Origin of the sequence: Georgenia satyanarayanai (genome assembly GCF_900116375.1) — a bacterium.
GTDB lineage: Bacteria > Actinomycetota > Actinomycetes > Actinomycetales > Actinomycetaceae > Oceanitalea > Oceanitalea nanhaiensis.
In genome coordinates this window covers 18,447-44,820 of sequence record NZ_UETB01000002.1, presented here as the reverse complement: position 1 = coordinate 44,820, position 26,374 = coordinate 18,447, and the positions used below count along the sequence as shown (strand labels likewise).

Annotated in this window: 24 protein-coding genes and 1 tRNA gene; 14 read left to right on the top strand and 11 right to left on the bottom strand. The window is 72.9% G+C overall.

The genetic code is table 11. From position 1 onward, the window contains the following. The first annotated feature begins 2 nt into the window (after positions 1–2). Both DSZ44_RS04345 and DSZ44_RS04340 read left to right on the top strand, forming a co-directional pair. A tRNA-Leu gene (locus tag DSZ44_RS04345) sits at positions 3–76 on the top strand. Positions 77–390: 314 nt separating this feature from the next. Then, positions 391–1,791 (top strand): NAD(P)/FAD-dependent oxidoreductase, encoded by a 1,401-nt coding sequence (locus DSZ44_RS04340; RefSeq protein ID WP_258369218.1) that lies wholly within the window; start codon positions 391–393, stop codon positions 1,789–1,791. Positions 1,792–1,887: 96 nt separating this feature from the next. Here the strand turns inward: DSZ44_RS04340 and DSZ44_RS04335 are convergent, their stop codons facing one another. Together DSZ44_RS04335 and DSZ44_RS04330 are read right to left on the bottom strand one after the other, a co-directional pair. Continuing rightward, a complete protein-coding gene (locus DSZ44_RS04335; protein WP_110851395.1) occupies positions 1,888–2,748 on the bottom strand; it encodes an ABC transporter permease subunit in 861 nt (286 codons plus the stop codon). Continuing rightward, positions 2,745–3,695, bottom strand: a complete 951-nt coding sequence (locus DSZ44_RS04330; RefSeq protein WP_110851394.1) for an ABC transporter ATP-binding protein — start codon at positions 3,693–3,695, stop codon at positions 2,745–2,747. Before DSZ44_RS04330 ends, DSZ44_RS04335 begins: the two co-directional genes overlap by 4 nt. Before the next feature lie 254 nt (positions 3,696–3,949). Here DSZ44_RS04330 and DSZ44_RS04325 point away from each other — a divergent pair, with 254 nt between their 5' ends. Beyond that, entirely contained in the window at positions 3,950–4,834 is an 885-nt protein-coding gene (locus DSZ44_RS04325) for a Bax inhibitor-1/YccA family protein (RefSeq protein WP_110851393.1), read from the top strand. 91 nt (positions 4,835–4,925) lie between these two features. Beyond that, positions 4,926–5,897 (top strand): acetylxylan esterase, encoded by a 972-nt coding sequence (locus DSZ44_RS04320; protein WP_110851392.1) that lies wholly within the window; start codon positions 4,926–4,928, stop codon positions 5,895–5,897. A 44-nt stretch (positions 5,898–5,941) separates the two neighbouring features. Here DSZ44_RS04320 and DSZ44_RS04315 read toward each other — a convergent pair whose 3' ends face one another. After that, positions 5,942–9,031 carry an efflux RND transporter permease subunit gene (locus tag DSZ44_RS04315; protein WP_110851391.1) on the bottom strand — a complete coding sequence of 1,030 codons (3,090 nt, stop codon included), beginning with the start codon at positions 9,029–9,031 and terminating at the stop codon, positions 5,942–5,944. 78 nt (positions 9,032–9,109) lie between these two features. Between DSZ44_RS04315 and DSZ44_RS04310 the strand changes: the two genes are divergently transcribed. Both DSZ44_RS04310 and DSZ44_RS04305 read left to right on the top strand, forming a co-directional pair. Further along, positions 9,110–9,622, top strand: a complete 513-nt coding sequence (locus DSZ44_RS04310; protein WP_110851390.1) for a MarR family winged helix-turn-helix transcriptional regulator — start codon at positions 9,110–9,112, stop codon at positions 9,620–9,622. Between the two features lie 9 nt (positions 9,623–9,631). Then, entirely contained in the window at positions 9,632–10,036 is a 405-nt protein-coding gene (locus DSZ44_RS04305; RefSeq protein WP_110851389.1) for an FKBP-type peptidyl-prolyl cis-trans isomerase, read from the top strand. A 104-nt stretch (positions 10,037–10,140) separates the two neighbouring features. On the opposite strand, the gene msrA is transcribed toward DSZ44_RS04305, so the two are convergent. Then, positions 10,141–10,830: a peptide-methionine (S)-S-oxide reductase MsrA gene (gene msrA, locus DSZ44_RS04300; RefSeq protein ID WP_110851388.1), complete on the bottom strand. Its 690-nt coding sequence runs from the start codon at positions 10,828–10,830 to the stop codon at positions 10,141–10,143. A gap of 149 nt (positions 10,831–10,979) precedes the next feature. On the opposite strand from msrA, the gene DSZ44_RS04295 reads away from it, so the two are divergent. Both DSZ44_RS04295 and ilvA read left to right on the top strand, forming a co-directional pair. Further along, the gene (locus DSZ44_RS04295; RefSeq protein WP_110851387.1) at positions 10,980–12,335 is read left to right on the top strand and encodes an AI-2E family transporter; all 1,356 of its coding nucleotides are present in this window, start codon (positions 10,980–10,982) and stop codon (positions 12,333–12,335) included. Further along, complete coding sequence (ilvA, locus tag DSZ44_RS04290) at positions 12,332–13,549, top strand: threonine ammonia-lyase (RefSeq protein ID WP_110851386.1); 1,218 nt, start codon at positions 12,332–12,334, stop codon at positions 13,547–13,549. The genes DSZ44_RS04295 and ilvA overlap by 4 nt, the downstream gene beginning before the upstream one ends. Before the next feature lie 57 nt (positions 13,550–13,606). Here the strand turns inward: ilvA and greA are convergent, their stop codons facing one another. Beyond that, positions 13,607–14,092 carry a transcription elongation factor GreA gene (gene greA, locus DSZ44_RS04285; RefSeq protein ID WP_110851385.1) on the bottom strand — a complete coding sequence of 162 codons (486 nt, stop codon included), beginning with the start codon at positions 14,090–14,092 and terminating at the stop codon, positions 13,607–13,609. Between the two features lie 175 nt (positions 14,093–14,267). Further along, the gene (locus DSZ44_RS04280) at positions 14,268–14,684 is read right to left on the bottom strand and encodes a DUF4307 domain-containing protein (RefSeq protein ID WP_181424533.1); all 417 of its coding nucleotides are present in this window, start codon (positions 14,682–14,684) and stop codon (positions 14,268–14,270) included. Between the two features lie 95 nt (positions 14,685–14,779). Here DSZ44_RS04280 and mca point away from each other — a divergent pair, with 95 nt between their 5' ends. Together mca and DSZ44_RS04270 are read left to right on the top strand one after the other, a co-directional pair. After that, positions 14,780–15,652, top strand: a complete 873-nt coding sequence (gene mca, locus DSZ44_RS04275) for a mycothiol conjugate amidase Mca (protein ID WP_373681225.1) — start codon at positions 14,780–14,782, stop codon at positions 15,650–15,652. After that, entirely contained in the window at positions 15,649–15,888 is a 240-nt protein-coding gene (locus DSZ44_RS04270; RefSeq protein ID WP_110851383.1) for a hypothetical protein, read from the top strand. The genes mca and DSZ44_RS04270 overlap by 4 nt, the downstream gene beginning before the upstream one ends. 1 nt (position 15,889) lies before the next feature. Here the strand turns inward: DSZ44_RS04270 and trhA are convergent, their stop codons facing one another. Further along, on the bottom strand, positions 15,890–16,588 hold the full coding sequence (trhA, locus tag DSZ44_RS04265) for a PAQR family membrane homeostasis protein TrhA (RefSeq protein WP_110851382.1): 699 nt from the start codon (positions 16,586–16,588) through the stop codon (positions 15,890–15,892). A 143-nt stretch (positions 16,589–16,731) separates the two neighbouring features. On the opposite strand from trhA, the gene DSZ44_RS04260 reads away from it, so the two are divergent. Together DSZ44_RS04260 and phoH2 are read left to right on the top strand one after the other, a co-directional pair. After that, positions 16,732–17,493 carry an isoprenyl transferase gene (locus DSZ44_RS04260; RefSeq protein ID WP_110851381.1) on the top strand — a complete coding sequence of 254 codons (762 nt, stop codon included), beginning with the start codon at positions 16,732–16,734 and terminating at the stop codon, positions 17,491–17,493. Positions 17,494–17,663: 170 nt separating this feature from the next. Beyond that, positions 17,664–19,142 (top strand): RNA 5'-3' helicase PhoH2, encoded by a 1,479-nt coding sequence (gene phoH2, locus DSZ44_RS04255; protein WP_373681224.1) that lies wholly within the window; start codon positions 17,664–17,666, stop codon positions 19,140–19,142. A 175-nt stretch (positions 19,143–19,317) separates the two neighbouring features. Here phoH2 and DSZ44_RS04250 read toward each other — a convergent pair whose 3' ends face one another. Both DSZ44_RS04250 and DSZ44_RS04245 read right to left on the bottom strand, forming a co-directional pair. Next, on the bottom strand, positions 19,318–20,229 hold the full coding sequence (locus tag DSZ44_RS04250) for a carbohydrate kinase family protein (RefSeq protein WP_110851380.1): 912 nt from the start codon (positions 20,227–20,229) through the stop codon (positions 19,318–19,320). Further along, positions 20,226–20,441: an exodeoxyribonuclease VII small subunit gene (locus tag DSZ44_RS04245; protein WP_110851653.1), complete on the bottom strand. Its 216-nt coding sequence runs from the start codon at positions 20,439–20,441 to the stop codon at positions 20,226–20,228. The genes DSZ44_RS04250 and DSZ44_RS04245 overlap by 4 nt, the downstream gene beginning before the upstream one ends. Positions 20,442–20,585: 144 nt before the next feature. Between DSZ44_RS04245 and adhE the strand changes: the two genes are divergently transcribed. Next, positions 20,586–23,276 carry a bifunctional acetaldehyde-CoA/alcohol dehydrogenase gene (adhE, locus tag DSZ44_RS04240; RefSeq protein ID WP_110851379.1) on the top strand — a complete coding sequence of 897 codons (2,691 nt, stop codon included), beginning with the start codon at positions 20,586–20,588 and terminating at the stop codon, positions 23,274–23,276. A gap of 22 nt (positions 23,277–23,298) precedes the next feature. Here the strand turns inward: adhE and xseA are convergent, their stop codons facing one another. After that, positions 23,299–24,534: an exodeoxyribonuclease VII large subunit gene (gene xseA, locus DSZ44_RS04235; protein WP_110851378.1), complete on the bottom strand. Its 1,236-nt coding sequence runs from the start codon at positions 24,532–24,534 to the stop codon at positions 23,299–23,301. After that, positions 24,531–25,163, bottom strand: coding sequence for a GNAT family N-acetyltransferase (locus tag DSZ44_RS04230; RefSeq protein ID WP_110851377.1), 633 nt, complete (start codon positions 25,161–25,163; stop codon positions 24,531–24,533). The genes xseA and DSZ44_RS04230 overlap by 4 nt, the downstream gene beginning before the upstream one ends. Before the next feature lie 154 nt (positions 25,164–25,317). Between DSZ44_RS04230 and DSZ44_RS04225 the strand changes: the two genes are divergently transcribed. Further along, positions 25,318–26,355 (top strand): 4-hydroxy-3-methylbut-2-enyl diphosphate reductase, encoded by a 1,038-nt coding sequence (locus DSZ44_RS04225; protein WP_110851652.1) that lies wholly within the window; start codon positions 25,318–25,320, stop codon positions 26,353–26,355. Positions 26,356–26,374: the final 19 nt, after the last annotated feature.

The following is a 26,374-nucleotide window of genomic DNA, read 5'->3' as shown; positions in this document are numbered from 1 at the left end:
TCGCCCCCATAGCCCAATCGGCAGAGGCAGCCGACTTAAAATCGGCTCAGTGCGGGTTCGAGTCCCGCTGGGGGCACCGGGGACCGGACACAGTCGTCCTTTGGTCCACGCGCAGCCGTTCTCGCGGTGGATGGCTGCGTGCCGGGACGCGGCGCACACTTGTCGCACCAGCTCGGGCGGGCGGCTCGAGGAATGGAGACCACGATGGACGTGTCCGCAGTGCTCGACGGCACGCGGCAGGAGGAGCAGGACGGCACGGACAACGGCGTCCGCCCTACCACCTCCCGCCACGACGAGAACGTCGAGGAGTTCATCTGACCCGGGCGTGAGATGCGGGACAGTACGGGCCCGCGCCGCGCGAAGCGGACATCGGCCACCTACGATCGACGTATGACTGCCTCGACCGGAACGGCCCCTGCCAGCACGCCGCGCCCGCGCCGCACCAAGCGCATCCTCATCCTCGGAGGCGGGTACATCGGCCTGTACACCGCGCTCGGCCTGCGTAAGCGGATGAGCCGCGAGGAGGTCGAGATCGCGATCGTCGACCCGCGCTCCTACATGACCTACCAGCCCTTCCTGCCGGAGGCCGCCGCCGGGGCCCTCGAGCCGCGCCACGTCGTCGCGCCGCTGCGCCGGGTGCTGCGCGGCTGCACGCTCGTCACGGGCAGCGTCTCGGAGATCCGGCACGGTGAGCGACGCGTCGTCGTCGAGCCGGTCGAGGAGGGCGAGCCCTACGAGCTGTCCTACGACGAGCTCGTCGTCGGTCTCGGCGCCGTGGCCCGCACCCTGCCGATCCCCGGCCTCGCGGACTTCGCCGTCGGCTTCAAGTGGGTCGAGGAGGCCACGGCGCTGCGCAACCAGGTGCTCGGCAAGATGGACGTCGCCTCGTCCACCTGGGACCCCGGGATGCGCCGCCGCAAGCTCACCTTCGTCTTCGTCGGCGGCGGCTTCGCCGGCGTCGAGGCGCTGGGGGAGATCGAGGACATGGCCCGCGCCGCCGCCAAGAACTTCGACGGCATCCGCCGCGAGGACATGCGCTTCGTCCTCGTCGAGGGCGCCGGCCGCATCCTGCCCGAGGTGGGCGAGGAGCTCGGTGGCTACGCCCTCGAGCAGCTGCGGGCCCGCGGCATCGAGATCCACCTCAACACCTTCCTCGAGTCCTGCGTCGACGGGAACATCAAGCTCTCCACCGGCGAGGAGTTCGAGGCGGACACCGTGGTGTGGACCGCCGGCGTCAAGGCCAACCCCGTCCTCGGCAGCTCCGACCTCCCGCTCGACGAGCGCGGCCGGGTGCGCGCGCTGCCGACCCTCCAGGTGGTCGACGACGACGGCGTGGTCGAGGGCGCGTGGGTCGCGGGTGACTGCGCCGCCGTGCCGGACCTCACCGGCGAGCACGGTGCCACGACCGGCCCCACCGCCCAGCACGCCGTGCGCCAGGCCAAGCACCTCGCACAGAACCTCGTCCGCGCGCTGCGCGGTGAGCCGCTCGAGGACTACAAGCACAAGAACATCGGGACCGTCGCGTCCCTCGGACTGGGCAAGGGCGTGGCGAACGTCGGCGGGCTCAAGCTCCGCGGCCCGGTCGCCTGGTTCATGCACCGCAGCTACCACATGTGGGCGATGCCCACCTTCAACCGCAAGGTCCGCATCGTCCTCGACTGGACCACCGCGCTCTTCTTCCGCCGCGAGCTCGTCGCCCTGGGCTCCCTGCAGAGCCCGCGCGCGTCCTTCGTCGCAGCGGCGACGGGCGACCAGAAGAAGCAGCCCTCGCCGTCCGCGGCGAAGGAGTAGTTGTCGAGCTCTCCTGCTGAGACGGAACTGCGCGCCTGACATGTCAGGCGCGCAGTTCCGTCTCTGCGGAGCGGTCGAGGTGAGCGACCGCGGCGCTCAGGCGTCCCGGCGACGCAGGAGCAGCGCCGCGGCCAGCAGGGCGACGACGACGTAGACCATGAAGACGCCGTACCCGACCCACGGGTCGAGCAGCTCCGGCATGCCCGGCATCCCCGACATGGCCTCGCCGGGTCCGCCGGCGGTGATGATCCGGTCCCCGGCCGTCGTCGGCAGGTAGGGGTAGATGTCGCGCAGCCAGTCCAGGCCGTTCATCGCGACCTGCAGGACCGTCGGCAGGATGAGCAGGATCCCGACGACGACGGCGATCGCTCCCGCCGAGTGGCGCACGAGCGTGCCGATCGCCAGGCCGAAGAGCCCGACGGCGGCGAGGTACAGCCCGGTGCCCCAGAACATCCGCAGGGTGTCGGGGTCGCTGAGCTCCGCCGCGCCGCCGGCGTCGGCGAGCATCGGCATCGTCAGCACGTAGGCGAGGGCGATCCCGACGACGCCGACGACGAAGGACACGACCGCGACGAGCACCGCCTTGGCCGCGAGGACGGGCAGGCGGGTGGGCACCGCGGTGAGCGAGGAGCGGATCATCCCGGTGGAGTACTCACCGGTGACGACGAGGACACCGAGGACGGCGATGACGAGCTGGGCCATCCCGTAGGCGGTGCCGAGCACCGTGAGGCCGTCCAGCCCGACCTCCGCGGGCGCGAAGGACTCGTCGGACGCCACGGCGCGCGCGGCGACCGCCATGAGCAGGGAGAGCATGAGCATCGCGAGCAGCGTCAGCGCGATGGTCCAGTAGGTCGAGCGCAGCGACCAGAGCTTGATCCACTCCGAGCGCAGGACGCGGCCCAGACCCACCGGGCGGACGGTGACCGTGCGCGTGGCGGCAGACGTGGTGGCGCTCATCGGGCGGCTCCTTCGCTGAGGGTGGAGGTGCCGTTGCCGTGCTGCGGCTCGGAGCGGTACTCGACCTCGTCCTGGGTGAGGGTCATGTACGCGTCCTCGAGCGAGGCACGGACCGGCGTGAGCTCGTGCAGGGGGATGGCGGAAGCCGCGGCGAGGTCACCGATCTCCTCGGCGGTGCGGCCGGTGACCTCCATGAGGCCCGGCTCGGCGGCCCGCAGCGTGGCACCCGCCCGGGCGAGCAGGTCGCCGAGCTCGCTCGCACGCGGCGAGCGGACCCGGACGGTGACACCCCGGGTGGCGTCGATGATCTCCTGCACCGGCCCGGCGGCGATGATCCGACCACGGCCGATGACGAGCAGCTGGTCCGCGGTCTGGGCCATCTCGCTCATGAGGTGGGAGGAGAGGAAGACGGTGCGCCCCTCGGCCGCGAGCTGGCGCACCATCGTGCGCACCCACTTGACGCCCTCCGGGTCCAGGCCGTTGACCGGCTCGTCGAGGATGAGGGTGCGCGGGTCGCCGAGCATGGCGGAGGCGATGCCCAGACGCTGACCCATGCCGAGCGAGAAACCCCCCACCCGCTTGCGGGCCACGGCCTGCAGGCCGGTCATCTCGATGACCTCCCGCACCCGGTCCGTCGGGATGCCGTGCGTGGCGGCGAGCGCGCGCAGGTGCTGGTAGGCCGACCGCCCGGTGTGGACGGCCTTGGCGTCGAGCAGTACCCCGACCTCCTTCAGCGGGGTGCGGTGCTCGGCGTACGGGCGGCCGTTGACGGTCACCGTGCCCGACGTCGGCCGGTCCAGTCCGACGACCATCCGCATCGTCGTCGACTTCCCGGCCCCGTTGGGGCCGAGGAAGCCGGTGACGGTGCCCGGCCGCACGGTGAAGCTCACCCGGTCGACGGCGGTCTTGTCCCCGTACCGTTTGGTGAGCTCATGGGCTTCGATCATGCCTACCTCCTTGTCCGGCTCCCACCGTAGAGGGCGGCAGGGGTGCGCCGCGACGCCCTGAGGAGGGAGATTGCGCCGCGGCGGCCTCCCGCTCGTGGGGGAGGAGGTGCTCCGCCCCGCGCACGAGGCGGGAACACGGCAGGGCGGGGGGACGTTGAGAAGAGTGCGGGCCGTCCCACGGCACCCCCATAGGATGGGCCGCGGACACACCATGGCGTCGGCTTTCTGCCCGCGCTGCGACCAGGAGGCACTGAGTGAGCAATCCAGTCTTCGAGAACAGCCCGTACTTCGGCGAGCGACGCCAGCAGCGGGCGACGACCCCGAACGGCTACCCCGCCCACCCCGGCTACGCGCCGCAGGGCGGGACCACCTACCAGCAGCCGCCGGCGGCGGACCCCTACCAGGTGCAGCACCTCGAGCAGGCCTACCAGCAGCCGGCCGCCGGCCCCGCCCAGACCGGCCGGATGACCTACGACGACGTCATCATCAAGACCGGCGGGCTCCTCGCGCTCGTCGTCGCGATGGGCGCCCTCAACTGGTTCGTCCTCGACGGCCACCCGCTGGCCACCTTCGGCGGTCTCGCCGTCGGCCTGGTCCTAGGACTGGTCAACGCCTTCAAGCGCGAGCCCAGCCCGGCGCTCATCGCCGTCTACGCCGCGGCCGAGGGCCTCTTCCTCGGTGGCATCTCGATGCTCTTCGAGAGCCTCTACCCGGGCATCGTGCTCCAGGCGGTCCTCGCGACCGGTGCCACCTTCGTCGCCACCCTCCTGCTCTTCTCGAGCGGCGCGGTCCGCGTGACCCCGAAGCTCACCCGCTTCGTCCTCATCGCGATGGTCGGCTACGCGCTGTTCTCCCTGGTCAACCTCGGCATCATGCTCTTCGGCTCGGGCGACTCCGCCTTCGGCCTGCGCACGAGCGTGGAGATCATGGGCATCCCGCTCGGCGTCATCATCGGCGTCTTCGCCGTCGGCCTCGCGGCCTTCTGCCTCATCATGGACTTCGACGCGATCAAGCGGGGAGTCGAGGGCGGCATCCCCTCGCGCTACGCGTGGTCGGCCGCGTTCGGCCTCATCGTCACGCTCGTGTGGCTCTACCTCGAGTTCCTCCGCCTCATCGCCATCCTCCGCGGCGGCGAGTAGCCCCGCCCTTCTCCCGCGCCGAGAGCCGGATCCCCCCGAGGGGTCCGGCTCTCGGCGTCTGCCGCCCCGCGGCGGCGCTAGGCTTCCGGCCGTGCCCCTCTTCGACATCGACGCCGCCGAGCTGCCCCACTACCGTCCGGAGGTCGCCGAGCCGGCCGACTTCGACGACTTCTGGGCCCGGACGCTGGCCGAGACCCGCGCCCACGACCTCGCCGTGGAGCTCACGCCGGTGGACGCCCACCTCAGCGCGATCGAGGCCGCCGACCTCACCTTCTCCGGCTTCGGCGGCCACCGGGTCAAGGGCTGGTACCTGCGACCCGCCGGACGCGCGGACGAGCAGCTGCCCGCCGTCGTCGAGTACCTCGGGTACGGGGGCGGGCGCGGGTTCGCCCACACGCGTCTGACCTGGGCTGCCGCCGGCTACGCCTACGTCGTCATGGACACCCGCGGGCAGGGCACCGCGCCGACGAACGGCTTCGGCGCCACGCCCGACCCCGCGGGCGCCGGCGTCGCCGCCCCCGGCACGCTCACCCGCGGCATCGAGGACCCCCACGACCACTACTACCGGCGCGTCTACACCGACGGTGTCCGCGCCGTCGAGGCCGTGCGTGCGCTGCCCGGCGTCGACCCGGCGCGGGTCGCGGTCACCGGGGTGAGCCAGGGCGGGGCGATCACCACCGCCGTCGCCGGCCTGATCGACGTCGCCGCCGCGATGCCCGACGTGCCGTGGCTGTCCCACGTCCGCCGGGGTGTGGAGTCCGCGCCGGCCGGGCCCTTCGCCGAGGTGCGCACCTACCTGTCGGCCCACCGGCACCGCGTCGAGGACACCTTCCGGACGCTGTCCTACATCGACGGCGTCAACCACGCCAAGCGGGCCCAGGCGCCCGCCCTCTACTCCGTCGCCCTCATGGACCCCGTCTGCCCGCCGTCGACGGTCTACGCCGCGGCCAACCGGTGGGGCGGGCACGTCGACATCGAGGTCTACCCCTTCAACGAGCACGAGGGCGGCACCGAGTTCCAGCGGGAGCGCCAGCTCGAGTGGCTCGCCGACCGGCTGGGCTGAGGACGACGGGAGCCGGGCACCAGGTGCCCGGCTCCCGTCCTCGGTCAGGCGCCCGCTGACTCCACGAGGTCCGGCTGCTTCTCGGCCCGCCGCGCGCGCTGCTTCTCCAGACGCCGCTCGACGAGGAGGTAGAGCACCGGCACGAGCAGGAGCGTGAGGAACGTCGAGGTGATGAGGCCGCCGATGACGACGAGAGCGAGCGGCTGGGAGACGAAGGCGCTCCCGCCGGTGATGCCGATCGCCATCGGCACCAGTGCGGCGATGGTGGCCGCCGCCGTCATGAGGATCGGCGCGAGGCGGTGGCGACCGCCCTCGACGATCGCCTCGTCAAGCCCCATGGCCTGCTTGCGGTACTGGTTGATGAGGTCGATGAGGACGATCGCGTTCGTCACGACGACACCCACGAGCATGAGCGCACCGATGAGGCCCGGCACGTCGAGCTGACTGCCGGTGACGACGAGCATCCCGACGGCGCCGGTGGCCGCGAAGGGCACCGACACGAGGAGGATGAGCGGCTGCACGAGGGAGTTGAAGGTCGCGACCATGACGAGGTAGACGATGGCGATCGACAGCGCCAGGGCCAGGCCCAGGTTGGCGAAGGCCTCCTCCTGCTCGGCGCTGACACCGGCCACCTCGGCGACCACGCCGTCGGGCAGGTCGAGGGAGTCGACGGCGGCCTGGAGCTCGCTCGTCACCGTGCCGAGGTCCGAGGCGGTGGACGTCGCGCTGATCGTCGCGCTGCGCAGGCCGTCCGCGCGGGTGATGGACACCGGCTGCTCGACCTCACGGACCTCGGCCACCTCCGACAGCGGCACCGGGCCGAGCGCCGTGGTCAGCGGCAGGGCCTGCAGCTCCTCGCGGGTGGTCGGCGTCTGCCCGACGTCCATGACAACGTCGCTGCGCCCGTCCTCGGTGTTGATCGAGGCGACCGTGGTGCCCTGGAGGGCCGTGGACACGGTCTGCCCCACCTGGGCCTCGCTGAGCCCGAGCGCGGCGGCGGCGTCGCGGTCCACCTCGACGAGCAGCGTGGGCAGCTCGGCGGCGAGGTTCGAGGCGACGTCGGTCGTCCCGTCGATGCCCTCGACGGCGGCGAGGACGTCGGCGGCGGCGGACTCCACGGCCTCGCCGTCGGCGCCGCTCACGACGACCTCGAGGCTGCCGGAGAAGCCGGCCATGCCGGTGGCGACGGTGAGCTCACCGGCGGTGTCGAGCTCGGCGAGACGCGAGCGCAGCTCGTCCTCGGCGGCCACGGCGTCGGCGTCGAGGTCCAGGGTGATGGAGAAGGTCGTCTCGCCGCCCGCCCCGAAGAAGGCCATGGCGGAGTCACCGGCCCCGCCGGTCACCTGGTAGGTGTCGACGGCGTCGAGCTCGGCGACGACGGCCTCGACCTCCTGCGCTGCCGCGTCGGCGGCCTCGAGGGAGGTGCCCGGCGGCAGCGCCTGCGTGACCGACAGGGTGTTCTGGCCCGTGTCGCCGATGAACTCGGTCTCCAGCTGCGTCGCCAGGCCCACCGTGCCGCCGAGGACGGCGACGGCGAGGAGGACCGCGACCCACGGCCGGGCGAGAGCGGTGCGCAGCGTGCGGACGTAGGTCCGCTGGAGGGCGCCGGAGCGCTCCTTGGCCTCGGCGGCCTCGCGCACGGCCGCGGCGTCCTCGCCGGGCCTGGGCCCGCGGACGAACCAGTACGCGAGCACCGGCACGATCGTCAGGGCGACGAAGAGCGAGGCGAGCAGCGCGAGCGCGGCGGTGAAGGCGAAGGGGCGGAAGAGCTCACCGACCATGCCGCCGACGAGACCGATCGGCACGAAGACCGCTGCCGTGGCGATCGTCGCGGAGGTGATGGCGCCGGCCACCTCGCGCACGGCGTCGAGGATCGCGGTACGGCGGTCCTTGCCGTAGGACAGGTGCCGGTTGATGTTCTCGATGACGACGATCGAGTCGTCGACCACGCGCCCGACCGACACCGTGAGCGCCGCGAGCGTGAAGAGGTTGAGGGTGTAGCCCACCGTCCGCAGGCCGATGAGCGCGACGATGAGGGACAGCGGGATCGACAGCGCGGTCACGCCGGTGGGCCGCCACGTGCGCAGGAAGAGCAGGATGACGACGACGGCGAACACGAGCCCGAGCAGGCCCTCCGTCGCGAGGTCCTTGATGGAGTCCTGGATGAAGGGCGCCTGGTCGAAGACGACGGTGATCTCGGCGCCGTCGCCGAGGGCCGTCTCGAACTCTCCGAGGAGGTCCTGGACCTCCTGGGAGACGTCGACCGTGTTGCCGTCGGGCGTCTTGGTGACGGCCAGGCCGAAGCTCGGGTCGCCGTCGGTCCGGTTGAAGGAGGTCGCCTCGGCGCGCTCGGCGCTGACCTCGGCCACGTCCCCGACCGCCACGGGGCCGGACTCCGTGGCGATCGGCAGCGCGGCGATCTCCTCGGCGGAGGTGAGCCGGGTGCCGGTCTCGACCGACAGGGTGCGGTCGTCCTCGGTGATGGTGCCGCCCGGCACGACGGCGCCGTTCGCGCGCAGCGTGTCGGCGATCGCGCTCGGGTCCACCCCCGCCCCGGCGAGGGCGGCGAGGTCGACGTCGATGCGGACGAGTGGGTCCTGGACGCCGCTGAGCTGGACGTCGCGCACGCCCTCGAGGCGCTCGAGCTCGGGCACGACGACGGTGCGCAGCACCTCGGCGGCCCGCTCCTGGTCCCCGCTCGTGGCGGCGGCGAGCTGGACGACCGGGAGGTCGTCGATGCCGCCGCTGACGACCTGCGTGTCGGCGGACTCGGGCAGGACCGGCTCCAGGCGCGTGATCGCCGCCTGGAGCTCCTGCTGGGCGTTGGTGACGTCGGTGCCGTAGGCGAGCTCGAGGAGGACGACGGAGGAACCGGCGCTCGACGTCGACGTCGTGCCCTCCAGGCCGGCGACGACGCCGGCGGCCTGCTCGACGACGTCGCTCACCTGCTGCTCGACGACCTCGGGCGAGGCGCCCGGGTAGGTCGTGACCGCGCCGACGACCGGCAGGTCCAGCGGGGGGATGAGCTCCTGCTTGAGCGTCGTCGTCGCCCACAGGCCGCCGAGGACGGCGAGGACGGTGGCGAGGGCGACGAGGGCGCGGTTGGCAAGGCTGAACCGGGCGAGTGACGACACGAGGTCTCCGTCTGACGGCGTGGGGTAAAGTGACGGGCAGGCCCAACACTTAGGCAAACCCGAAGTAAGGTAGCACGCGTGAGCCAGCAGTGCCCGAGCGAGCACGACCGCCTCATCGACGAGGTGAGGGCGGCCGGGGAGATGGTCGCGAAGTTCTTCGTGCACGAGCAGCTCGGCCCCATCCTCGGCTCGACGCTGACGATGCAGCAGCTCAAGCTCGTCGCCCTGCTCGCGACCCACGGCCCCCTCGGCGGGCACGACCTGGCACGCCACCTCGACGTCTCCATGCCGACGGTCTCCGGCATCGTCGACCGGCTCGTCGAGCGCGGCATGGTGGAGCGCCGCGCGGACCCGCGCGACCGACGGGTGCGCCTGACCGCGCTGAGCCCGGCCGGGGAGGCCTTCATCGCCGAGCACGACGCCGCCGGGTGGCGGGTGGGGATGGAGATCCTCCATGCCATGGCGCCCGAGGACCTGCGGGCGCTCGCGCGGGGCCTGGCGGCCATGTGGGCGGCGGTCGAGGCCAAGGTGGCGAGCGAGGGCGGGTGCCTGCCGGACGGCTGCGCGGGCGGGCCGCGGACCGCCCCGTAGTCTGGTGCGATGAGCGCAAACCTCCCCATCGCGTCCGGCTCCTTCGGCGACGAGCCCACCCTGACCTTCCCGGGCACCCCGGCACCCGACGGCCTGCAGGTGGCCGTCCTCGAGGCCGGTGACGGTGCGGCCGTCGAGGCGGGCGACACGATCGTCGTCAACTACCACGGCCAGATCTGGGACGGAGCGGTCTTCGACAGCTCCTACGCCCGCGGCCAGACCATCTCCTTCCCCATCGGGATGGGCATGGTCATCGGTGGCTGGGACGACGGCCTCGTCGGCAAGGCGATCGGCTCACGCGTCCTGCTGTCCATCCCGCCGGAGCACGGCTACGGCTCCCGCGGTGTCCCGCAGGCCGGCATCGGCGGCGAGGACACCCTCGTGTTCGTCGTCGACATCGTCGGCGTCGAGTAACCGCCACCTCTCCTCACGACCGTGCGCCCGCCGGGTGCACCATGCGCCTCGTCTTCCGGGCGCGAGGTGCACCCGACGGGCGCACAGTGCGTAAGGGGCGGACCTCAGGCCGGGGGCAGGACGTCCTGCTGGGCCGGGACCTGGTCCTGGCGCAGCAGCCCGACGGGGCAGCTGAAGCCGTTCGGGCCGTGGTTGCAGTACCCGCCCGGGTTCTTGTGCAGGTACTGCTGGTGGTAGCCCTCGGCGGGGTAGAACGTGCCGGCAGGTGCGAGCTCGGTGGAGATCGGGCCGTGGCCGGCCTCGGCCAGGACGCGCCCGAAGGCGTCCCTGGTGAGCTCGGCGGCGCGCTGCTGCTCCGGCGTCGTCCAGTAGACCGCCGAGCGGTACTGGGTGCCGAGGTCGTTGCCCTGCCGGTTCGGCGTCGTCGGGTCGTGGTTCTCCCAGAAGGCCTTGAGCAGGCGCTCAGGGTCGGTGCGCGCCGGGTCGTAGGCGACGAGCACGGCCTCGGTGTGCCCGGTCCGGCCGGTACACACCTCCTCGTAGGTGGGGTAGGGCGTGAAGCCGCCCATGTACCCGGCCGCCGTCGTCACGACGCCGTCGAGCGTCCAGAAGATCCGCTCGGCTCCCCAGAAGCAGCCCATGGCGACGTAGAGCACCTCGGTGCCCTCCGGCCAGGGACCGCGCATCGAGGTGCCCAGCACCTCGTGGCGCTCGGGCACGGTGTAGCCGGGTGCCTGGCGCCCGGGCAGCGCCTCCTCGGCGGTGACCATGCGGGGCTCGGGACGGAAGAACATCGTGACCTCCAGCAGTAGAGACGCCGACTGCCGCGGGGGGACGGCAGCCGGCGCTCATCTACAACACCACCTCCCCCTGGGTATTCCCTGGGAGCCGCGGCCGGTCCTCTAGGCTGTGGTCGGCTCGTCCACCACGTCGATTGGGGCTCATGTCCGAGAACACGCCGCCCGGGTGGCTCTCCCGGCTGATCCCCGCCCGGCGCAGCGACTCGCTCGAGGCATCGCCCGTGGTCGCGCGCGTCGTCCACGAGTCCCGGCTCGGTGAGGACGACCCCGCCGAGCTCGCCGTCCCGCTGCCGGTCCGTGCGGCTGCCGCCTGGTCCTGGCGGGTGCTCGCCATCGCCGCCGCGGCCGCCCTGGTCGGTTACCTCGTCATCGTCTTCAAGACGGTCGTCGTCGCCTTCGTCGTCGCGATCCTGCTGGCGGTCCTGCTCGACCCGGTCTCCTCGTGGCTGCGCAAGCGGCTGCGCTTCCCGCGCACGCTCGCGTCGATGGTCACGCTGCTCGGCACGCTCGCCCTCGTCGTCGGCCTGCTCACGCTGGCCGGCCGCTCGGTGCTCGCCGGCTTTTCCGACCTCGCCGACCAGGCCACCCAGGGTTTCGAGGAGCTCCTCAGCTGGCTCTCCGACGGCCCCCTCGGGATCGACGAGTCGCAGCTGCGGACGTGGCTGGACGAGGGGATGGCGCAGCTGGAGGCCAACTCCAGCGCGCTCGTCTCGGGGGCGCTGGCGGCGACGACGTCGGTCACCCAGGTCGCCACGGGCGGCATCATCTCCCTCTTCTGTCTCTTCTTCTTCCTGCGGGAGGGGCGGCGCATCTGGCAGTGGTTCGTCCGCCTCGTTCCCACCCGGGCCCGCAACCGTGCCAACGAGGCCGGCATCCGTGGCTGGATCACCCTGGGGCACTACGCGCGGACCCAGATCCTCGTGGCCCTGGTGGACTCGATCGGTATCGGCCTCGGCGCCGCGATCCTCGGCCTGCCGCTCGTGCTGCCGCTGTCGATCCTCGTCTTCCTCGGCTCCTTCATCCCGATCGTCGGTGCGCTCGTCACCGGCTCGGTCGCGGTGCTCGTCGCGCTCGTCGACCAGGGCGTCCAGACCGCCGTCATCATGCTCCTCATCGTCCTGCTCGTGCAGCAGATCGAGGGCAACCTCCTGCAGCCCTGGCTCATGGGCAACGCCGTCTCCCTCCACCCCGTGGCCGTGCTGCTCGCCGTCACCGCGGGCACGGGGGTGGCCGGCATCCTCGGCGCCCTGCTCGCCGTGCCGGTGGCGGCCGTCGTCAACACGGTGGTCCTCTATCTCCACGGTCACGACAAGCACCCGAGCGTGGCCACCGACTGGTACCGCCCCGGCGGTCCACCGGGAACCCTCTTCCGATCGATCGCGGACTCCTTCCCGGACGACGAGGACGACGGCGACGAGGACGCGACCGCGACCGCATCCGTTCCCACCGCGGACCCGACAGACGACGACGAGCGCGCAGGAGGTCCTCCGTCCCCGTGAGTGAGATCACCCTTGCCGACGTCGAGGACGCCGCCGCGCTGCTGAGCGGCATCACCACCCGCACCCCCGTGGAGAGGAGCGGGGCGCTCACCGGCGTGGCCGGGACACCGGTCCTCCTCAAGTGCGAGAACCTTCAGCGCACCGGGTCCTTCAAGCTGCGCGGCGCCTACGTCCGCCTGTCCCGGCTCACCCCCGAGGAACGGGCACGCGGGGTCGTCGCCGCCAGTGCCGGCAACCACGCCCAGGGCGTGGCGCTCGCCGCGCGCGAGCTCGGCATCTCCGCCGTCGTCTACATGCCGCGCGGCGCCGCCCTGCCCAAGCTGGCGGCCACCCGCGGCTACGGCGCCGAGGTGCGTCAGGAGGGCGCGGACATCGCCGGCGCGCTGACGGCCGCGCAGCGGGAGGCGGCCGCGACCGGGCGCGTCTTCATCCCGCCCTTCGACCACCGCGACGTCGTGCTGGGGCAGGCGACGATGGGCCTGGAGATCCTCGACCAGGTGCCGGACGTCCGCACGATCCTCGTCCCCACCGGGGGAGGGGGACTGCTCGCCGGGATCGCGGCCGCCGTCCACGCCCGCGGGGCGGACGTGCGGGTCGTCGGGGTCCAGGCGACGGGGGCCGCGGCGTTCCCCGCCTCGCTCTCCGCCGGTCGGCCGGTCCCGCTGGAGGGAATGAGCACGATCGCCGACGGCATCGCCGTCCCGGTCCCCAGCGAGCTCACCCTCGGGATCGTGCGGCGCCACGTCGCCGAGGTCCGCACGGTGAGCGAGGAGGCGATCGCGCAGGCGCTGCTCCTCCTCAGCGAGCGCGCCAAGCTCGTCGTCGAGCCGTCCGGGGCGGTGGGTGCGGCCGCGCTGCTCGACGGGTCGGGTGACCTCGAGGGGCCCGTCGTCGTCGTCCTGTCCGGTGGCAACGTCGACACGCTCGTGCTCCACCGGATCCTGCGTCACGGCCTCGTGGCGGCCGGTCGCTACCTCCAGATGGAGGTCCGCGTCCCGGACCAGCCCGGGTCGCTGGCCGGGCTGCTCGGCGTCCTGGCCGAGACGGGCAGCAACGTCGTCAGCATCCGGCACGACCGCACGGCCGCGGACCTCGGGGTCGCCGAGGTGCAGATCGGCGTGGAGCTGGAGACCAAGGGCACCGCGCACTGCCACGAGGTCGTGACCGCCCTGCGGGAGGCGGGCTACGGCGTCGTCTTCCAGTCCGTCCGGTAGGACGCGGGAGCGGGGTGCGGGTGGCCGCAGCCTCCCGCACCCCGCTCCGGCGAGGCCTCAGCCCGTGAAGGGCTTGACCTCGACGATCTCGACGGCGATCGACTTGCCGTTGGGCGCGGTGTAGCTCACCGAGTCGCCGGCCTTCTTGCCGACGATGGCGGCACCGAGCGGGGACCGCTCGGAGAGCACCTCGACGTCGACGTCCTGGGCGGCCTCGCGGGAGCCGAGGAGGAAGATCTCCTGCTCGCCGGCGACCTTCGCGGTGACGACCATGCCGGACTCGACGACGCCGTCGTCGGCCGGGGCCTCCCCGACCTGCGCGTTGCGCAGCAGCTCGGTGAGCTGGACGATCCGGCCCTCCATCTTGCCCTGCTCCTCGCGGGCGGCGTGGTACCCGCCGTTCTCCTTGAGGTCGCCCTCGGCGCGGGCCGCCTCGATGCGCTCGGTGATCTCGGCGCGGCCGGGCCCCGTCAGGTGCTCGAGCTCTGCCTTGAGGCGGTTGTACGCCTCGGCGGTCAGCCAGGTGGTCGCTGTCTCGGCCACGTCTCCTCCTTCATCCAACACAAAAAATCATGAGCCCCGGCCGCTGGTCGGGCCGAGGCTTTCGGGCGTACGCGCTGGCCGCGACGGGCGACGCTGCGCTGCTCGCCGCGCGGGGCGATGGCGCCAGGATAGCAAATCCCGCCAGACGGACGGCAGAAGAGCGACGTGCCGCCCCTCAGGAGGTCGTCTCGCGGCAGCCCGAGACCCGGGCGCCCGTCGCCGGCTCGGTCGTGGCGACGCGGGCGGTGACCAGGGTGCTGCGCTCCGCCGCCGGGCCGACCGCCACGCGGGCCACCCCGACCTGCGCGAAGGAGTCGTTGAGGGCCAGGACCGTGCACTCCGCCGTCGTGCCGGGGTCCATGTGGGCGACGAAGGTGACCTCGACGGCGGAGTCGTCGACGACGGTGAAGGCGGCGTCCTCGGTCCGCACCGCCTCGTCGGTCGAGACGACGGCGAGCACGACGAACGCCGTCACGGCGAGGACGCCGAGGACGGCGAGAAGGACCCGACGACGGCGCCGGGTCGCGGCGTCGGGCGCGGCCCCGTAACGCTCCTCGAGGGCGGCGCGCTGCTCGTCGTCAGGGGTGCTCACGTCCCCCATTGTCGTCCATGGCGCGCGTCACGGGCGTTGCCCCCGGGCACCGTGGCGGGCGAGAATCGGTGCCGGTCCAGATCAGGAGGAACACAGTGAGCGAGCAGTTGCGCCTCATGGCGGTGCACGCGCACCCCGACGACGAGTCGAGCAAGGGTGCCGCGACGATGGCGCGGTACGTGGCCGAGGGCCACCGGGTGCGGGTGGTGACGTGCACCGGCGGTGAGCGCGGCGACATCCTCAACCCGAAGCTCGCCCACGACACGACGATCCTCGCCGACATGCCCGCCTACCGCCGTCGGGAGATGGCGGCGGCGGCCGAGGCGCTGGGGATCGAGCACGTGTGGCTCGGCTTCGTCGACTCCGGGCTGCCCGAGGGTGACCCGCTGCCGCCGCTGCCTGAGGGCTGCTTCGCGCTCGAGCCGCTGGAGGTGCCGGTCGAGGCTCTCGTGCGGGAGATCCGCACCTTCCGTCCCCACGTCATGACGACGTACAACGAGGAGGGGGGCTACCCCCACCCCGACCACATCCGCACCCACGAGGTCTCCGTCGCGGCCTTCCACGCCGCCGCCGACCCCGAGCAGTTCCCCGACGCCGGCCCGGCGTGGGAGGTGTCCAAGCTCTACTACGACGTCGGTTTCTCCCTCGACCGGATCCGGGCGATCTCCGACGCCATGCACGAGCGCGGGCTCGTCTCGCCCTTCGAGGACTGGCTCGAGCGTGCCGCCACCCGGCCCCAGCGGACCGTCACCACCCGGGTCCGCTGCGAGGAGTACTTCGACCGCCGCGACGAGGCGCTGCGCGCCCACGCCACGCAGATCGACCCCGACGGCTTCTTCTTCGAGGTGCCGCGCGACGTGGAGCGGGAGGTGTGGCCGGTGGAGCAGTTCGAGCTGGCCGAGTCCCGCGTGCCGGTCGAGATCCCCGAGGACGACCTCTTCGCGGGGCTGCGTAGGCTGAGCGCGTGACCCTCGTCCTCCTCGCGCTGTCCATGCAGACGCCGACGCCTCCCGCGCCCGACCCGGAGATGACGATCTACACCGTCACGCCCGGCATCGCGGGCTTCATCGTGTTCGTCGTGCTCGCCTTCGTCGGCTGGCTGCTGTTCCGCTCGTTGACCAGGCACGTGCGCAAGGTCGACCACGAGGGCCGCCGCCGGGCGCAGGACGAGGCCGAGGGGCCGGAGGCCGGCCCGGGGCGCTGACTCAGGCGGCGGCGACGGCGAGCGCGACGGCGGCGTAGTGGCACCAGTAGCCACCCACAGTGCCGACGTGGAAGATCTCGTGGAAGCCGAACCAGCGAGGGCTCGGGTTGGGTCGCTTGGTGCCGTAGACGACGGCGCCCAGGGTGTAGCAGGCGCCGCCGGCGATGACGAGCCACATGATCGTCGGGCTGCCCGCGCGGGAGAAGTCGGGCAGGAACCACACGGCCACCCAGCCGAGGGCGACGTAGATCGGCACGTACAGCCAGCGTGGGGCGCCGAGCCACAGGACCCGCATGAGGATGCCCGCGACGGCGCCCACCCACACGACCGTGAGCAGCACCCGCGCCGTGCCGGCCGGCAGCAGGAGGACCGCCAGCGGGGTGTAGGTGCCGGAGATGAGCAGGAAGATGTTGGAGTGGTCCAGGCGCCGCAGCACCGCGGCCGTGCGCGGGGACCAGGTGCCGCGGTGGTAGATCGCGCTCGTCCCGAAGAGGAGGACGGCGGACACGCCGAACACGGCCGTCGAGACGGTGGCCGCGCCGGCGGGCGCGAGCGCGACGAGGACGATGCTCGCGACGAGGGCCAGGGGTGCCGTGCCCGCGTGGACCCAGCCCCTCAGGCGTGGCTTGACGGCCTCGGCGACCGACCCGGCCGTGCCGGCGACCTCGGTGCGACGGGCGGGGGGAGTGTCGGGTGTCAACCGGCACCTCCTTCCGGGGACGGACGGACAACCTACGCTGCCGTAACTTACGCCAGCGTAGTGGACGGGACCACCGTGCCGTGCCCACCGTCGGAGTAGCCTGAGCCCGTCGTCCCGCCCCGTCGTCAGGAGTGCCCCAGGACATGCGGCCCCACCGCCTGCTGTACGGACTGTACGAGCGCCGTCTCGCCCGCCGCCTCGACCGGTCCGCCACCCCGCGGCACGTCGGGGTGATCCTCGACGGCAACCGGCGCTGGGCCAGGGCGCTGGGCAACCCCGCCTCCCACGGCCACCGCAAGGGCGCCGACAAGATCACCGAGGTGCTCGGCTGGTCGGAGGACGCCGGGGTGCAGATCGTCACCCTGTGGATGCTGTCGACCGACAACCTCCAGCGCGACGCCGACGAGGTCGCCGAGCTGCTCGAGATCATCGCCTCGGCCGTCGACACGCTCGCCGACTCCGGCCGGTGGCGGCTGCGGGTCGTCGGGGCGCTGGAGCTGCTGCCGGAGGCCGTCGCCGAGCGGCTGGCCCGCGCCGTCGAGCGCACGGCCGACGTGGGCGGCATGCACGTCAACGTCGCCGTCGGCTACGGCGGGCGCTACGAGATCACCGCCGCCGTGCGCTCCCTGCTGCACTCCTACGCCGAGCGCGGGCTGAGCCTGGAGGAGGCGGTCGAGGCGCTGAGCGTCGAGGGCATCGCCGAGCACCTCTACACCAAGGGGCAGCCCGACCCGGACCTCGTCATCCGCACCTCCGGCGAGCAGCGGCTCGGCGGCTTCCTCCTGTGGCAGAGCGTCCACAGCGAGTACTACTTCTGCGAGGCCTACTGGCCCGACTTCCGCCGCGTCGACTTCCTCCGCGGCCTGCGCGACTACACCCAGCGCGAACGCCGCCTCGGCCGCTGACCCCCGCCCCCGACGTCGCAGCTGGTCGCTGATGGTGGGTGAGGGGCGCAGGGATGAACGTCGGGTGAACTCTCCTCCGCCTTGGGAGTGTCGTGGGCCTCTTGCGTCCGTGCGGGCCTAGCGTCGGGTGTGACGGGCAGCACACCCGCTGCCCTCCGGGAGGCCCACCGATGGATGCGACGTTCGCAGGGGCCGCCGGCCCCGCCGGCAGGCCGCTCGCCCTACTCACCGCGCCCGGCACGGTCACCGCCGGTGCGCCGGAGGGAACCGTCATGACCCTGACCCACCCGGACCCGCTCGCCGACCTCGCCCAGGCGCAGCTGTCCGACACCGCCGTGCGCCTCACCTACGTGCTCGACACCTCCGTCCTGCTCTCCGACCCGCACGCGATCGGGCGCTTCGCCGAGCACGACGTCGTGCTGCCGGTCGTCGTCGTCACCGAGCTCGAGGGCAAGCGGCACCACCCCGAGCTCGGCTACTTCGCGCGCACCGCGCTGCGCATCCTCGACGACCTCCGCGTGCGCCACGGCCGCCTGGACGTTCCCGTCCCCGTCGGCACCTCCGGCGGCACGCTGCGCGTCGAGCTCAACCACTCCGACCCCGACGTGCTGCCCTCGGGCCTGCGCCTGGGTGACAACGACACCCGCATCCTGTCCGTGGCGGCCAGCCTCGCCGCCGAGGGGCACGAGGTCGCCGTCGTCTCCAAGGACCTGCCCATGCGGGTCAAGGCCTCCGCGCTGGGCATCCCGGCCCAGGAGTACCGCGCCCAGCAGGTCGTCGCCTCGGGCTGGACCGGGATGACGACGGCGGACCTCACCGACGAGGAGATGGCCACCCTGTGGGGCGAGGAGCAGCTCGACACCGCCGGGCTCGCCATGGCGGGCCACCTCACCGAGGAGCTGTGCCACACGGGCGTCGTCCTCCACTCCGGCCGCGGCTCGGCCCTGGGCCGGGTGACACCGGACGGACGCCTGCGACTCGTGCGCGGGGACCGGGAGGTCTTCGGGGTCCACGGCCGCAGCGCCGAGCAGCGTGTCGCGATCGACCTCCTCACCGACCCCGACATCGGGATCGTCTCCCTCGGCGGCCGCGCCGGCACCGGCAAGTCCGCCCTCGCGCTGTGCGCCGGGCTGGAGGCCGTCCTCGAGCGGCGCGAGCACCGCAGGGTCGTCGTCTTCCGCCCGCTCTACGCCGTCGGCGGGCAGGAGCTCGGCTACCTGCCCGGCACCGAGGCCGAGAAGATGGGGCCGTGGGCCGAGGCCGTCTTCGACACCCTCGGCGCGCTCGTGGACCGCAACGTCCTGGACGAGGTGCTCGCCCGCGGGATGCTCGAGGTGCTGCCCCTCACCCACATCCGGGGACGCTCGCTGCACGACGCCTTCGTCGTCGTCGACGAGGCACAGTCCCTCGAGCGCAACGTGCTCCTCACGGTGCTGTCCCGCATCGGGCAGAACTCCAAGGTGGTCCTCACCCACGACGTCGCCCAGCGCGACAACCTCCGGGTGGGGCGCCACGACGGCGTCGCGGCCGTCGTCGAGATGCTCAAGGGCAACCCGCTCTTCGCGCACGTCACGCTCACCCGCTCCGAGCGCTCGGCCATCGCCGCCCTCGTCACCGAGGTCCTCGAGGAGGGCCCCCCGGTCATCTGACCCTCACCCCAACCCCCCTCCTCGCCGACAGTGCACTTGTCGCCCACAGTGCAGTTACCGCCCAGATTGCCGGCGGTAACTGCACTGTCGGCGGAATGGGGGGCGCGCTAAGTGCGCTGTCGGCGGGAAACGGGGTGCGGTAGGTGCGCTGTCGGCGTGAGAGGGGTGGGCGGGGTTACGCGAGCTCGGCGGCGGTGGGCGGGTTCGCGCCGGCGCGGGAGACGGTGACGGCGGCGACGGCGGCGGCGCGCTCGAGCACCGTCCGCAGCGTCTCGGCGTCGATGTCGCGCAGGCGCTCGCGGCGGTCCGCGCCGACGAGGTCCGCGCGGACGAGGCCGTCGATGATCCCGCCCATGAAGGAGTCACCCGCGCCCACGGTGTCGACGACGGTCGTGGGCGGCGCGGGGACGCTGACGGTCAGGCCGCCGGCCGCGTAGGCCTCCGAGCCCTCACCGCCCTTCGTCACGACGACGACGGCGGGACCCAGGGCCAGCCACCCACGGGCGAGGTCGGCGACTGGCTCGCCCGGCGCGAGCCACGCGACGTCCTCGTCGGACACCTTGACGACGTCGGAGCGCGCGACGAGCGCCTCGACCCGCTCCCGGGCCTCGGCGGCGGAGCCCATGATCGCGGGGCGCGCGTTGGGGTCGTAGGTGACGGTGGCCGTCGCGGCGACGGCGTCGAGCAGGCGGGCGGTGCGCGCGGCGGCCGGCTCGAGGACGGCGCTGATCGAGCCGGTGTGGACGAGGCGCGGGGCGCGCCCGTCGAGGTTCGGCAGGTCGCAGGTGATGTCGAACTCGTACTCGGCCGCGCCGGTCCCGTCGAGGCGCGCGAGCGCGGTCGAGGTGCGCTCGGCGCCGTCGGAGCCGGGGACGACGCCCACGCCGTCACGCTCGAGGTGGGCCCGCACCCGGTCCCCTCGCTCGTCGCGCCCGAACCAGGTGGCCAGCTCCACCGCGTGGCCGAGCCGGGCCAGGCCGACCGCGACGTTGGCCGGGCTCCCGCCGACGTGCTCGGCGGGCTCCTCACCGGCGCGGTCGACGATGTCGATGAGGCTCTCGCCCAGGACGAGGAGCGGGGCGCTCACTGCTCCCCCTCGGTCGCCTGCTGCGCCTTGGCGAGGCGCTCGCGGGCGCCGTCGAGCCACTGCTGGCAACGGGCGGCGAGGGCCTCACCCCGCTCCCACAGGAGCATCGACTCCTCGAGCGTCGCCGCGCCCGTCTCGAGGCGCCGGACGACGTTTTGCAGCTCCTCGCGGGCCTGCTCGTAGCTGAGGGACTCGACCTCGGGGGTGCTCATGAGCGCCCATTCTGGCAGAGCCGCGAGGCCCGCCGGGCGCACGCCGGGACCTTGGCCTCTGGAGGCGCGGCAGGCCCGTCCGTAGCGTCGTCAGTGGGTCGACGGGGACCCGGTCAGCACTCAGTCCGAGACACGGAGTCCACGATGAGCATCGACACGACCCCCGCAGCACAGTCCGACACGGGCACCACACTCCGCCCGCAGATCGACCGGCTCGTCGCCCGCGCGGCGCAGGCCGCGTCCGCCTACGAGTCCTTCACCCAGGAGGACGTCGACCGCATCGTCAAGAAGGCGTCGGTGGCGGCGCTCAACCAGCACGGCGTCCTCGCCCGCCTCGCGGTCACGGAGACCGGCCGGGGCGTCTTCGAGGACAAGGCGGTGAAGAACATCTTCGCCTGCGAGCACGTGACGAACTCGATGTCGGGCATGCGGACGGTCGGCGTGGTGAACCGCGACGAGCTCAACGGCATCGTCGAGATCGCCGAGCCCGTGGGGGTGGTCGCCGGGATCACCCCGGTGACCAACCCGACGTCGACGGCGATCTTCAAGGCGCTCATCACCCTCAAGACCCGCAACCCGATCATCTTCGCCTTCCACCCCGCCGCGCAGGAGTCCTCGGTCGCGGCTGCGCGGGTGGTGCGGGACGCCGCGGTGGCTGCCGGGGCGCCGGAGCACTGCATCCAGTGGGTCACCGAGCCCTCGGTCGAGGCCACCCGCGAGCTCATGCACCACCCGGGAGTCGCGATGATCCTCGCGACCGGGGGGAACGCCATGGTCAAGGCCGCCTACTCCTGCGGGAAGCCCGCCCTCGGCGTGGGGGCCGGCAACGTCCCGGCGTGGATCGAGGCCAGCGCCAAGCTGCCGCGCGCGGTCAACGACATCGTCCTGTCCAAGGCCTTCGACAACGGCATGGTGTGCGCCTCCGAGCAGGCCGTCATCATCGACGACTCCGTCTACGACGCCGCGCTCGACGAGTTCGCCCGGCTCCACGCCTACCGGGTCACCCCGGCCGAGAAGGCGATGCTCGAGCGGTTCGTCTTCGGGCAGGAGGCGGGGGACACGGCGTGCTCGGGGGCGCGGCTCAACGCCGCCGTCGTCGGACGCAGCCCGCAGTGGATCGCGGAGCAGGCGGGCTTCGCGGTGCCGGCCGACACCTCGATCATCCTCGTCGAGGTCAGCGGCGTGGGGCCCCACGAGCCGCTCACCCGCGAGAAGCTCTGCCCCGTCCTCGCGGTCCTGCGCGCCGCGGACCGGGAGCACGGCATGACGCTGGCCGAGCAGATGGTCGAGCTCGACGGGCTCGGCCACAGCGCCGCCGTCCACACCGAGGACCGGGCCACCGTCGAGGAGTTCGGCTCCCGGGTCAAGGCGGTGCGGGTCATCTGGAACTCCCCGGCGTCCCTCGGCGGCATCGGCAACATCTACAACTCCTTCCTGCCCTCCCTCACCCTCGGCTGCGGCAGCTACGGCGCCAACTCCGTCTCGGGCAACGTCTCGGCGGCCAACCTCCTCAACATCAAGCGGATCGGCCGGCGGAACAACAACCTCCAGTGGTTCAAGGTGCCCGCCAAGACGTACTTCGAGGCCAACGCGATCCGCTACCTCGAGGACATGCCCGACGTCCACCGCGTCACCGTGGTCACCGACGCGACGATGACCCGCCTCGGCTTCGTCGACAGGGTCCTGGACGTCCTCGGCCGCAGGCCCGGGAAGGTCGCCCTGCAGATCATCGACGACGTCGAGCCCGAGCCGTCCATCACCACCGTCGAGCGGGGCGCGGACGCGATGCGGGAGTTCCGGCCCGACACGATCATCGCGCTCGGCGGCGGTTCACCGATGGACGCCGCCAAGGTCATGTGGCTGCAGTACGAGCACCCCGACGTCGTGTTCACCGACATCCGGGAGAAGTTCTTCGACGTCCGCAAGCGGGCCTTCAAGTTCCCTCCCCTCGGGGAGAAGGCCAAGCTCGTGTGCATCCCGACGACGTCGGGCACCGGCGCGGAGGTGACGCCCTTCGCCGTCATCACCGACCCGGCGACCGGTGTGAAGTACCCCCTCGCCGACTACGCGCTCACCCCGACGGTCGCGATCGTCGACCCCGCGCTCACCGGGGAGATGCCGGCGTCCCTCGCCGCGGACTCCGGCTTCGACGCCCTCACCCACGCGACCGAGGCCTACGTGTCCGTCTACGCGAACGACTTCACCGACGGGATGGCGCTGCACGCGATCCGGCTCATCTTCGCCAACCTCGCCGACTCCGTGAACGGAGGTCCCCGGGCGGACGAGGCGCGGGAGAAGATGCACAACGCCGGCACGATCGCCGGGATGGCCTTCGGCAACGCCTTCCTCGGGATCGTCCACGCCATGGCGCACACGGTGGGCTCGACCTTCGGTCTCATCCACGGGCGCACCAACGCGACCCTGCTCCCGCACGTCGTCCGGTACAACGGGACGGTCCCGACCAAGCTGACGAGCTGGCCCAAGTACGAGTCCTACGTGGCGCCGGAGCGCTTCCGCGAGATCGCCGAGGCACTCGGGCTGCCGGCCCGGACCGCCGAGGAGGGCGTCGAGTCCTACGCCCGGGCGGTGGAGGAGCTGCGGGCCGCGGTGGGGATCCCCGGGTCCTTCGCGGCGCAGGGCGTCGACGAGCGCGCCTTCCTCGAGGGCCTGGACGACCTCGCGATGCGGTCCTACGAGGACCAGTGCGCACCCGCCAACCCGCGCATGCCGATGCTCGAGGACATGAAGGACCTCATGGCCGCCGCCTACCACGGCACGTCCTTCACGCAGGTCCGCGAGGCGCGGCTCGCGGCGGAGGCGCAGGCACTCGCCTGACGGGCGGGCCGGCCGCCCGCACTCACGGGTGCGGGTGGCCCTCCCGGACCTCGAGCGCGAGCCGCCCGCCGGCCACGCGCGCGTCGAGCACGTCCCCTGGGGCCACGGCCGCGGGATCGTGGACCACCGCGCCGTCGGCCGTGCGCAGCACCGCGTAGCCACGCTCGAGGGTGGCGAGCGGGGACAGCGCCCGCAGGTGGCCGCGCAGCGACTCGACCGCGGCCGCGTCCCGGTCGAGGCGCGCGGCTGTCGCCTGCCGCACGGAGGCGGCCAGGCGGGTGACCTCCTCGGCGCGGACGGTGACCATCGTCGTCGGGTCGGTGAGGACCGGGCGGGAGCGCAGCGCGTCCAGGCGCACCTGCTCGCTGTGCAGCCGCCCCGCCACGGAGGCGCGCAGCCGCTGGCAGGCGGCGAGCAGACCGCGCCGCTCCTCGGCGACGTCGGGCACCACCCGCTTGGCGGCCGCCGTGGGTGTCGAGGCGCGGTAGTCGGCGACGAGGTCGAGCAGCGGGGTGTCCGTCTCGTGCCCGATGGCGGACACGAGCGGGGTGCGGCACGCCGCGGCGGCCCGCACGAGCTGCTCGTTGGAGAAGGGGAGGAGGTCCTCGACCGAGCCGCCACCGCGGGCGACGACGATGACCTCGACGGACGGGTCGGCGTCGAGCTCGGCGATGGCGCGACCCACCTGCGCGACCGTGCCCGGCCCCTGGACGGCGACCTCCCGGATCTCGAAACGCACGCCGGGCCACCGGGCCCGGGCGTTGACGACGACGTCGTGCTCGGCCTTGGACTCGCGGCCGCACACGAGGCCCACGGTGCCGGGGAGGAAGGGCAGCGGGACCTTGCGCTCGGCGGCGAAGAGCCCTTCCGCCGCGAGCACGCCCTTGAGGTGCTCGATGCGCGCGAGCAGCTCACCCAGGCCGACGGCGCGCACCTCCCGGGCGTGCAGCGAGAGGGAGCCGTTCTTCTGGTAGAAGTCCGGTTTGGCGTGGACGACGACGCGTGAGCCCTCGGCCACCTCCGGCAGGTCCCGGGCGAAGATCTTCACCGTCATCGACGTGTCGACGTCCGCGTCGCGCAGGGTGAGGAAGGCCATCCCGGCGCCCGGCCGGCGGTTGAGCTGGACGATCTGCCCCTCGACCCACACTGGGGACATCCGCGCGACGTACTCGGCGATCTTCGCCGACAGCAGCCGCAGCGGCCACGGCTGGTCCGGCGAGGTCTGGGCGGCCCGCTCGGGCAGCGGTGCGGCGTTCACGAGGCCACCGCCGCCGGGGCCAGCCGACGTGCCATGACGAGGCTGTCGGGACGCTCGGCGACCACCGTGAAGCCGAGCCGCCGGTAGAAGGCGACCGCGCCGTCGTTGGCGCTCGCGACCTCCAGGTGGACACCGGGCACGCCGCGGTCCTCGAGGGCCGCGAAGAGCCGGGTGAGCAGGGCACGTCCGGCGCCGACGCCGCGGGCCGGCTCGAGGAGGTCGACGTGCAGGTGCGCGGGGTGCTCGGCGAGCCAGGGGCCCTCCGTGCGCACGCCGTCCTCGATCATGCGCACCAGCCGGGCGTCGGCACTGCCGGGCCGGGGCGGGCGGGCGCGGTAGTGGGCGCGCAGCGGGGGCCACCACCGCTCCTCGCAGGCGGCCTCGAAGGTGGCGGTGTCCGCCGTCGCGACGGCGTAGCCCACGGGACCGCCGCTCCCCGCGGCCCGCAGCACGAGGGTGAGCTCGGGCTCGAGCTCGAGGTAGGGCCCGAGGTAGACGTGCCCGAGGAGGTCGCGGTCCTCGTGGTCCGGACCGGCGTCCGCGCCGACGTTCCCGGTGCGCAGGCACACGTCGTAGAGCGCGGCACGGTCGGCCGGCCGGTAGTCGTCGATGTACAGGTCGGGTCGCATCGCTCACAGCATGACACCGGGGGCAGACGTTCCCGTCCCCGCAACGTAGCCTGTCAAGGTGACTACCGTGCCTTCTGACGCTTCCCTGGGCGCTGGGGCGCCCGGCCGCCGCGAGGTCCAGTCCCTCGCCGGCGCGTCCGCCTTCCCCGACGACGTGCCCGCGCGCACGCCCGGAGCCGCCGCCGTTCCCGGCCGCCGGATCCTCCTCGCTGCGCCGCGCGGCTACTGCGCGGGCGTGGACCGCGCCGTCGACGCCGTCGAGAAGGCGCTCGAGCACTACGGCGCGCCGGTCTACGTGCGCAAGGAGATCGTCCACAACAAGTACGTCGTCGAGACCCTCACCTCGCGCGGCGCGATCTTCGTCGACGAGACCGACGAGGTGCCCGAGGGGGCGCGCGTCGTCTTCTCCGCCCACGGTGTCTCGCCGGCCGTCCACGCCGCCGCGGCTGCCCGCAACCTGGCGACGATCGACGCCACCTGCCCGCTCGTGACGAAGGTGCACAAGGAGGCCGTGCGCTTCGCCCGCGACGACATGGACATCCTCCTCATCGGTCACGACGGCCACGAGGAGGTCGAGGGCACGCAGGGTGAGGCGCCGGACCACATCCAGGTCGTCAACTCCCCGGACGAGGTGGACAAGGTCGTCGTGCGCGACCCCGAGAACATCGTCTGGCTGTCCCAGACCACGCTGTCGGTCGACGAGACGATGGAGACGGTCCGCCGGCTGCGTGAGCGCTTCCCGGCCCTCCAGGACCCGCCGAGCGACGACATCTGCTACGCCACCCAGAACCGCCAGGTGGCGGTGAAGAAGATGGCGCCGGACTGCGACGTCGTCATCGTCGTGGGCTCGGCGAACTCCTCGAACTCGGTGCGGCTCGTCGAGGTGGCCCTCGAGGCCGGTGCCCGCGCCTCCTACCGGGTGGACCGGGCCCAGGAGATCGACGACTCGTGGTTCGAGGGGGCCAGCACCGTCGGGCTCACCTCCGGCGCCTCGGTGCCGGAGATCCTCGTGCGCGACGTCATCACCCACCTCGGACGGCTCGGCTACGGCGAGGTCGAGGAGGTGCGCACGGCGACGGAGGACATCATCTTCTCCCTGCCCAAGAACCTGCGCGCCGACCTCAAGGCGTCCGGCGACCAGCCGGACCGGCCGCGGCGCGGCGGCCGCCGCGCGCTGCCCGTCCAGTCCTGACGGGACCATCGGCGCGCGA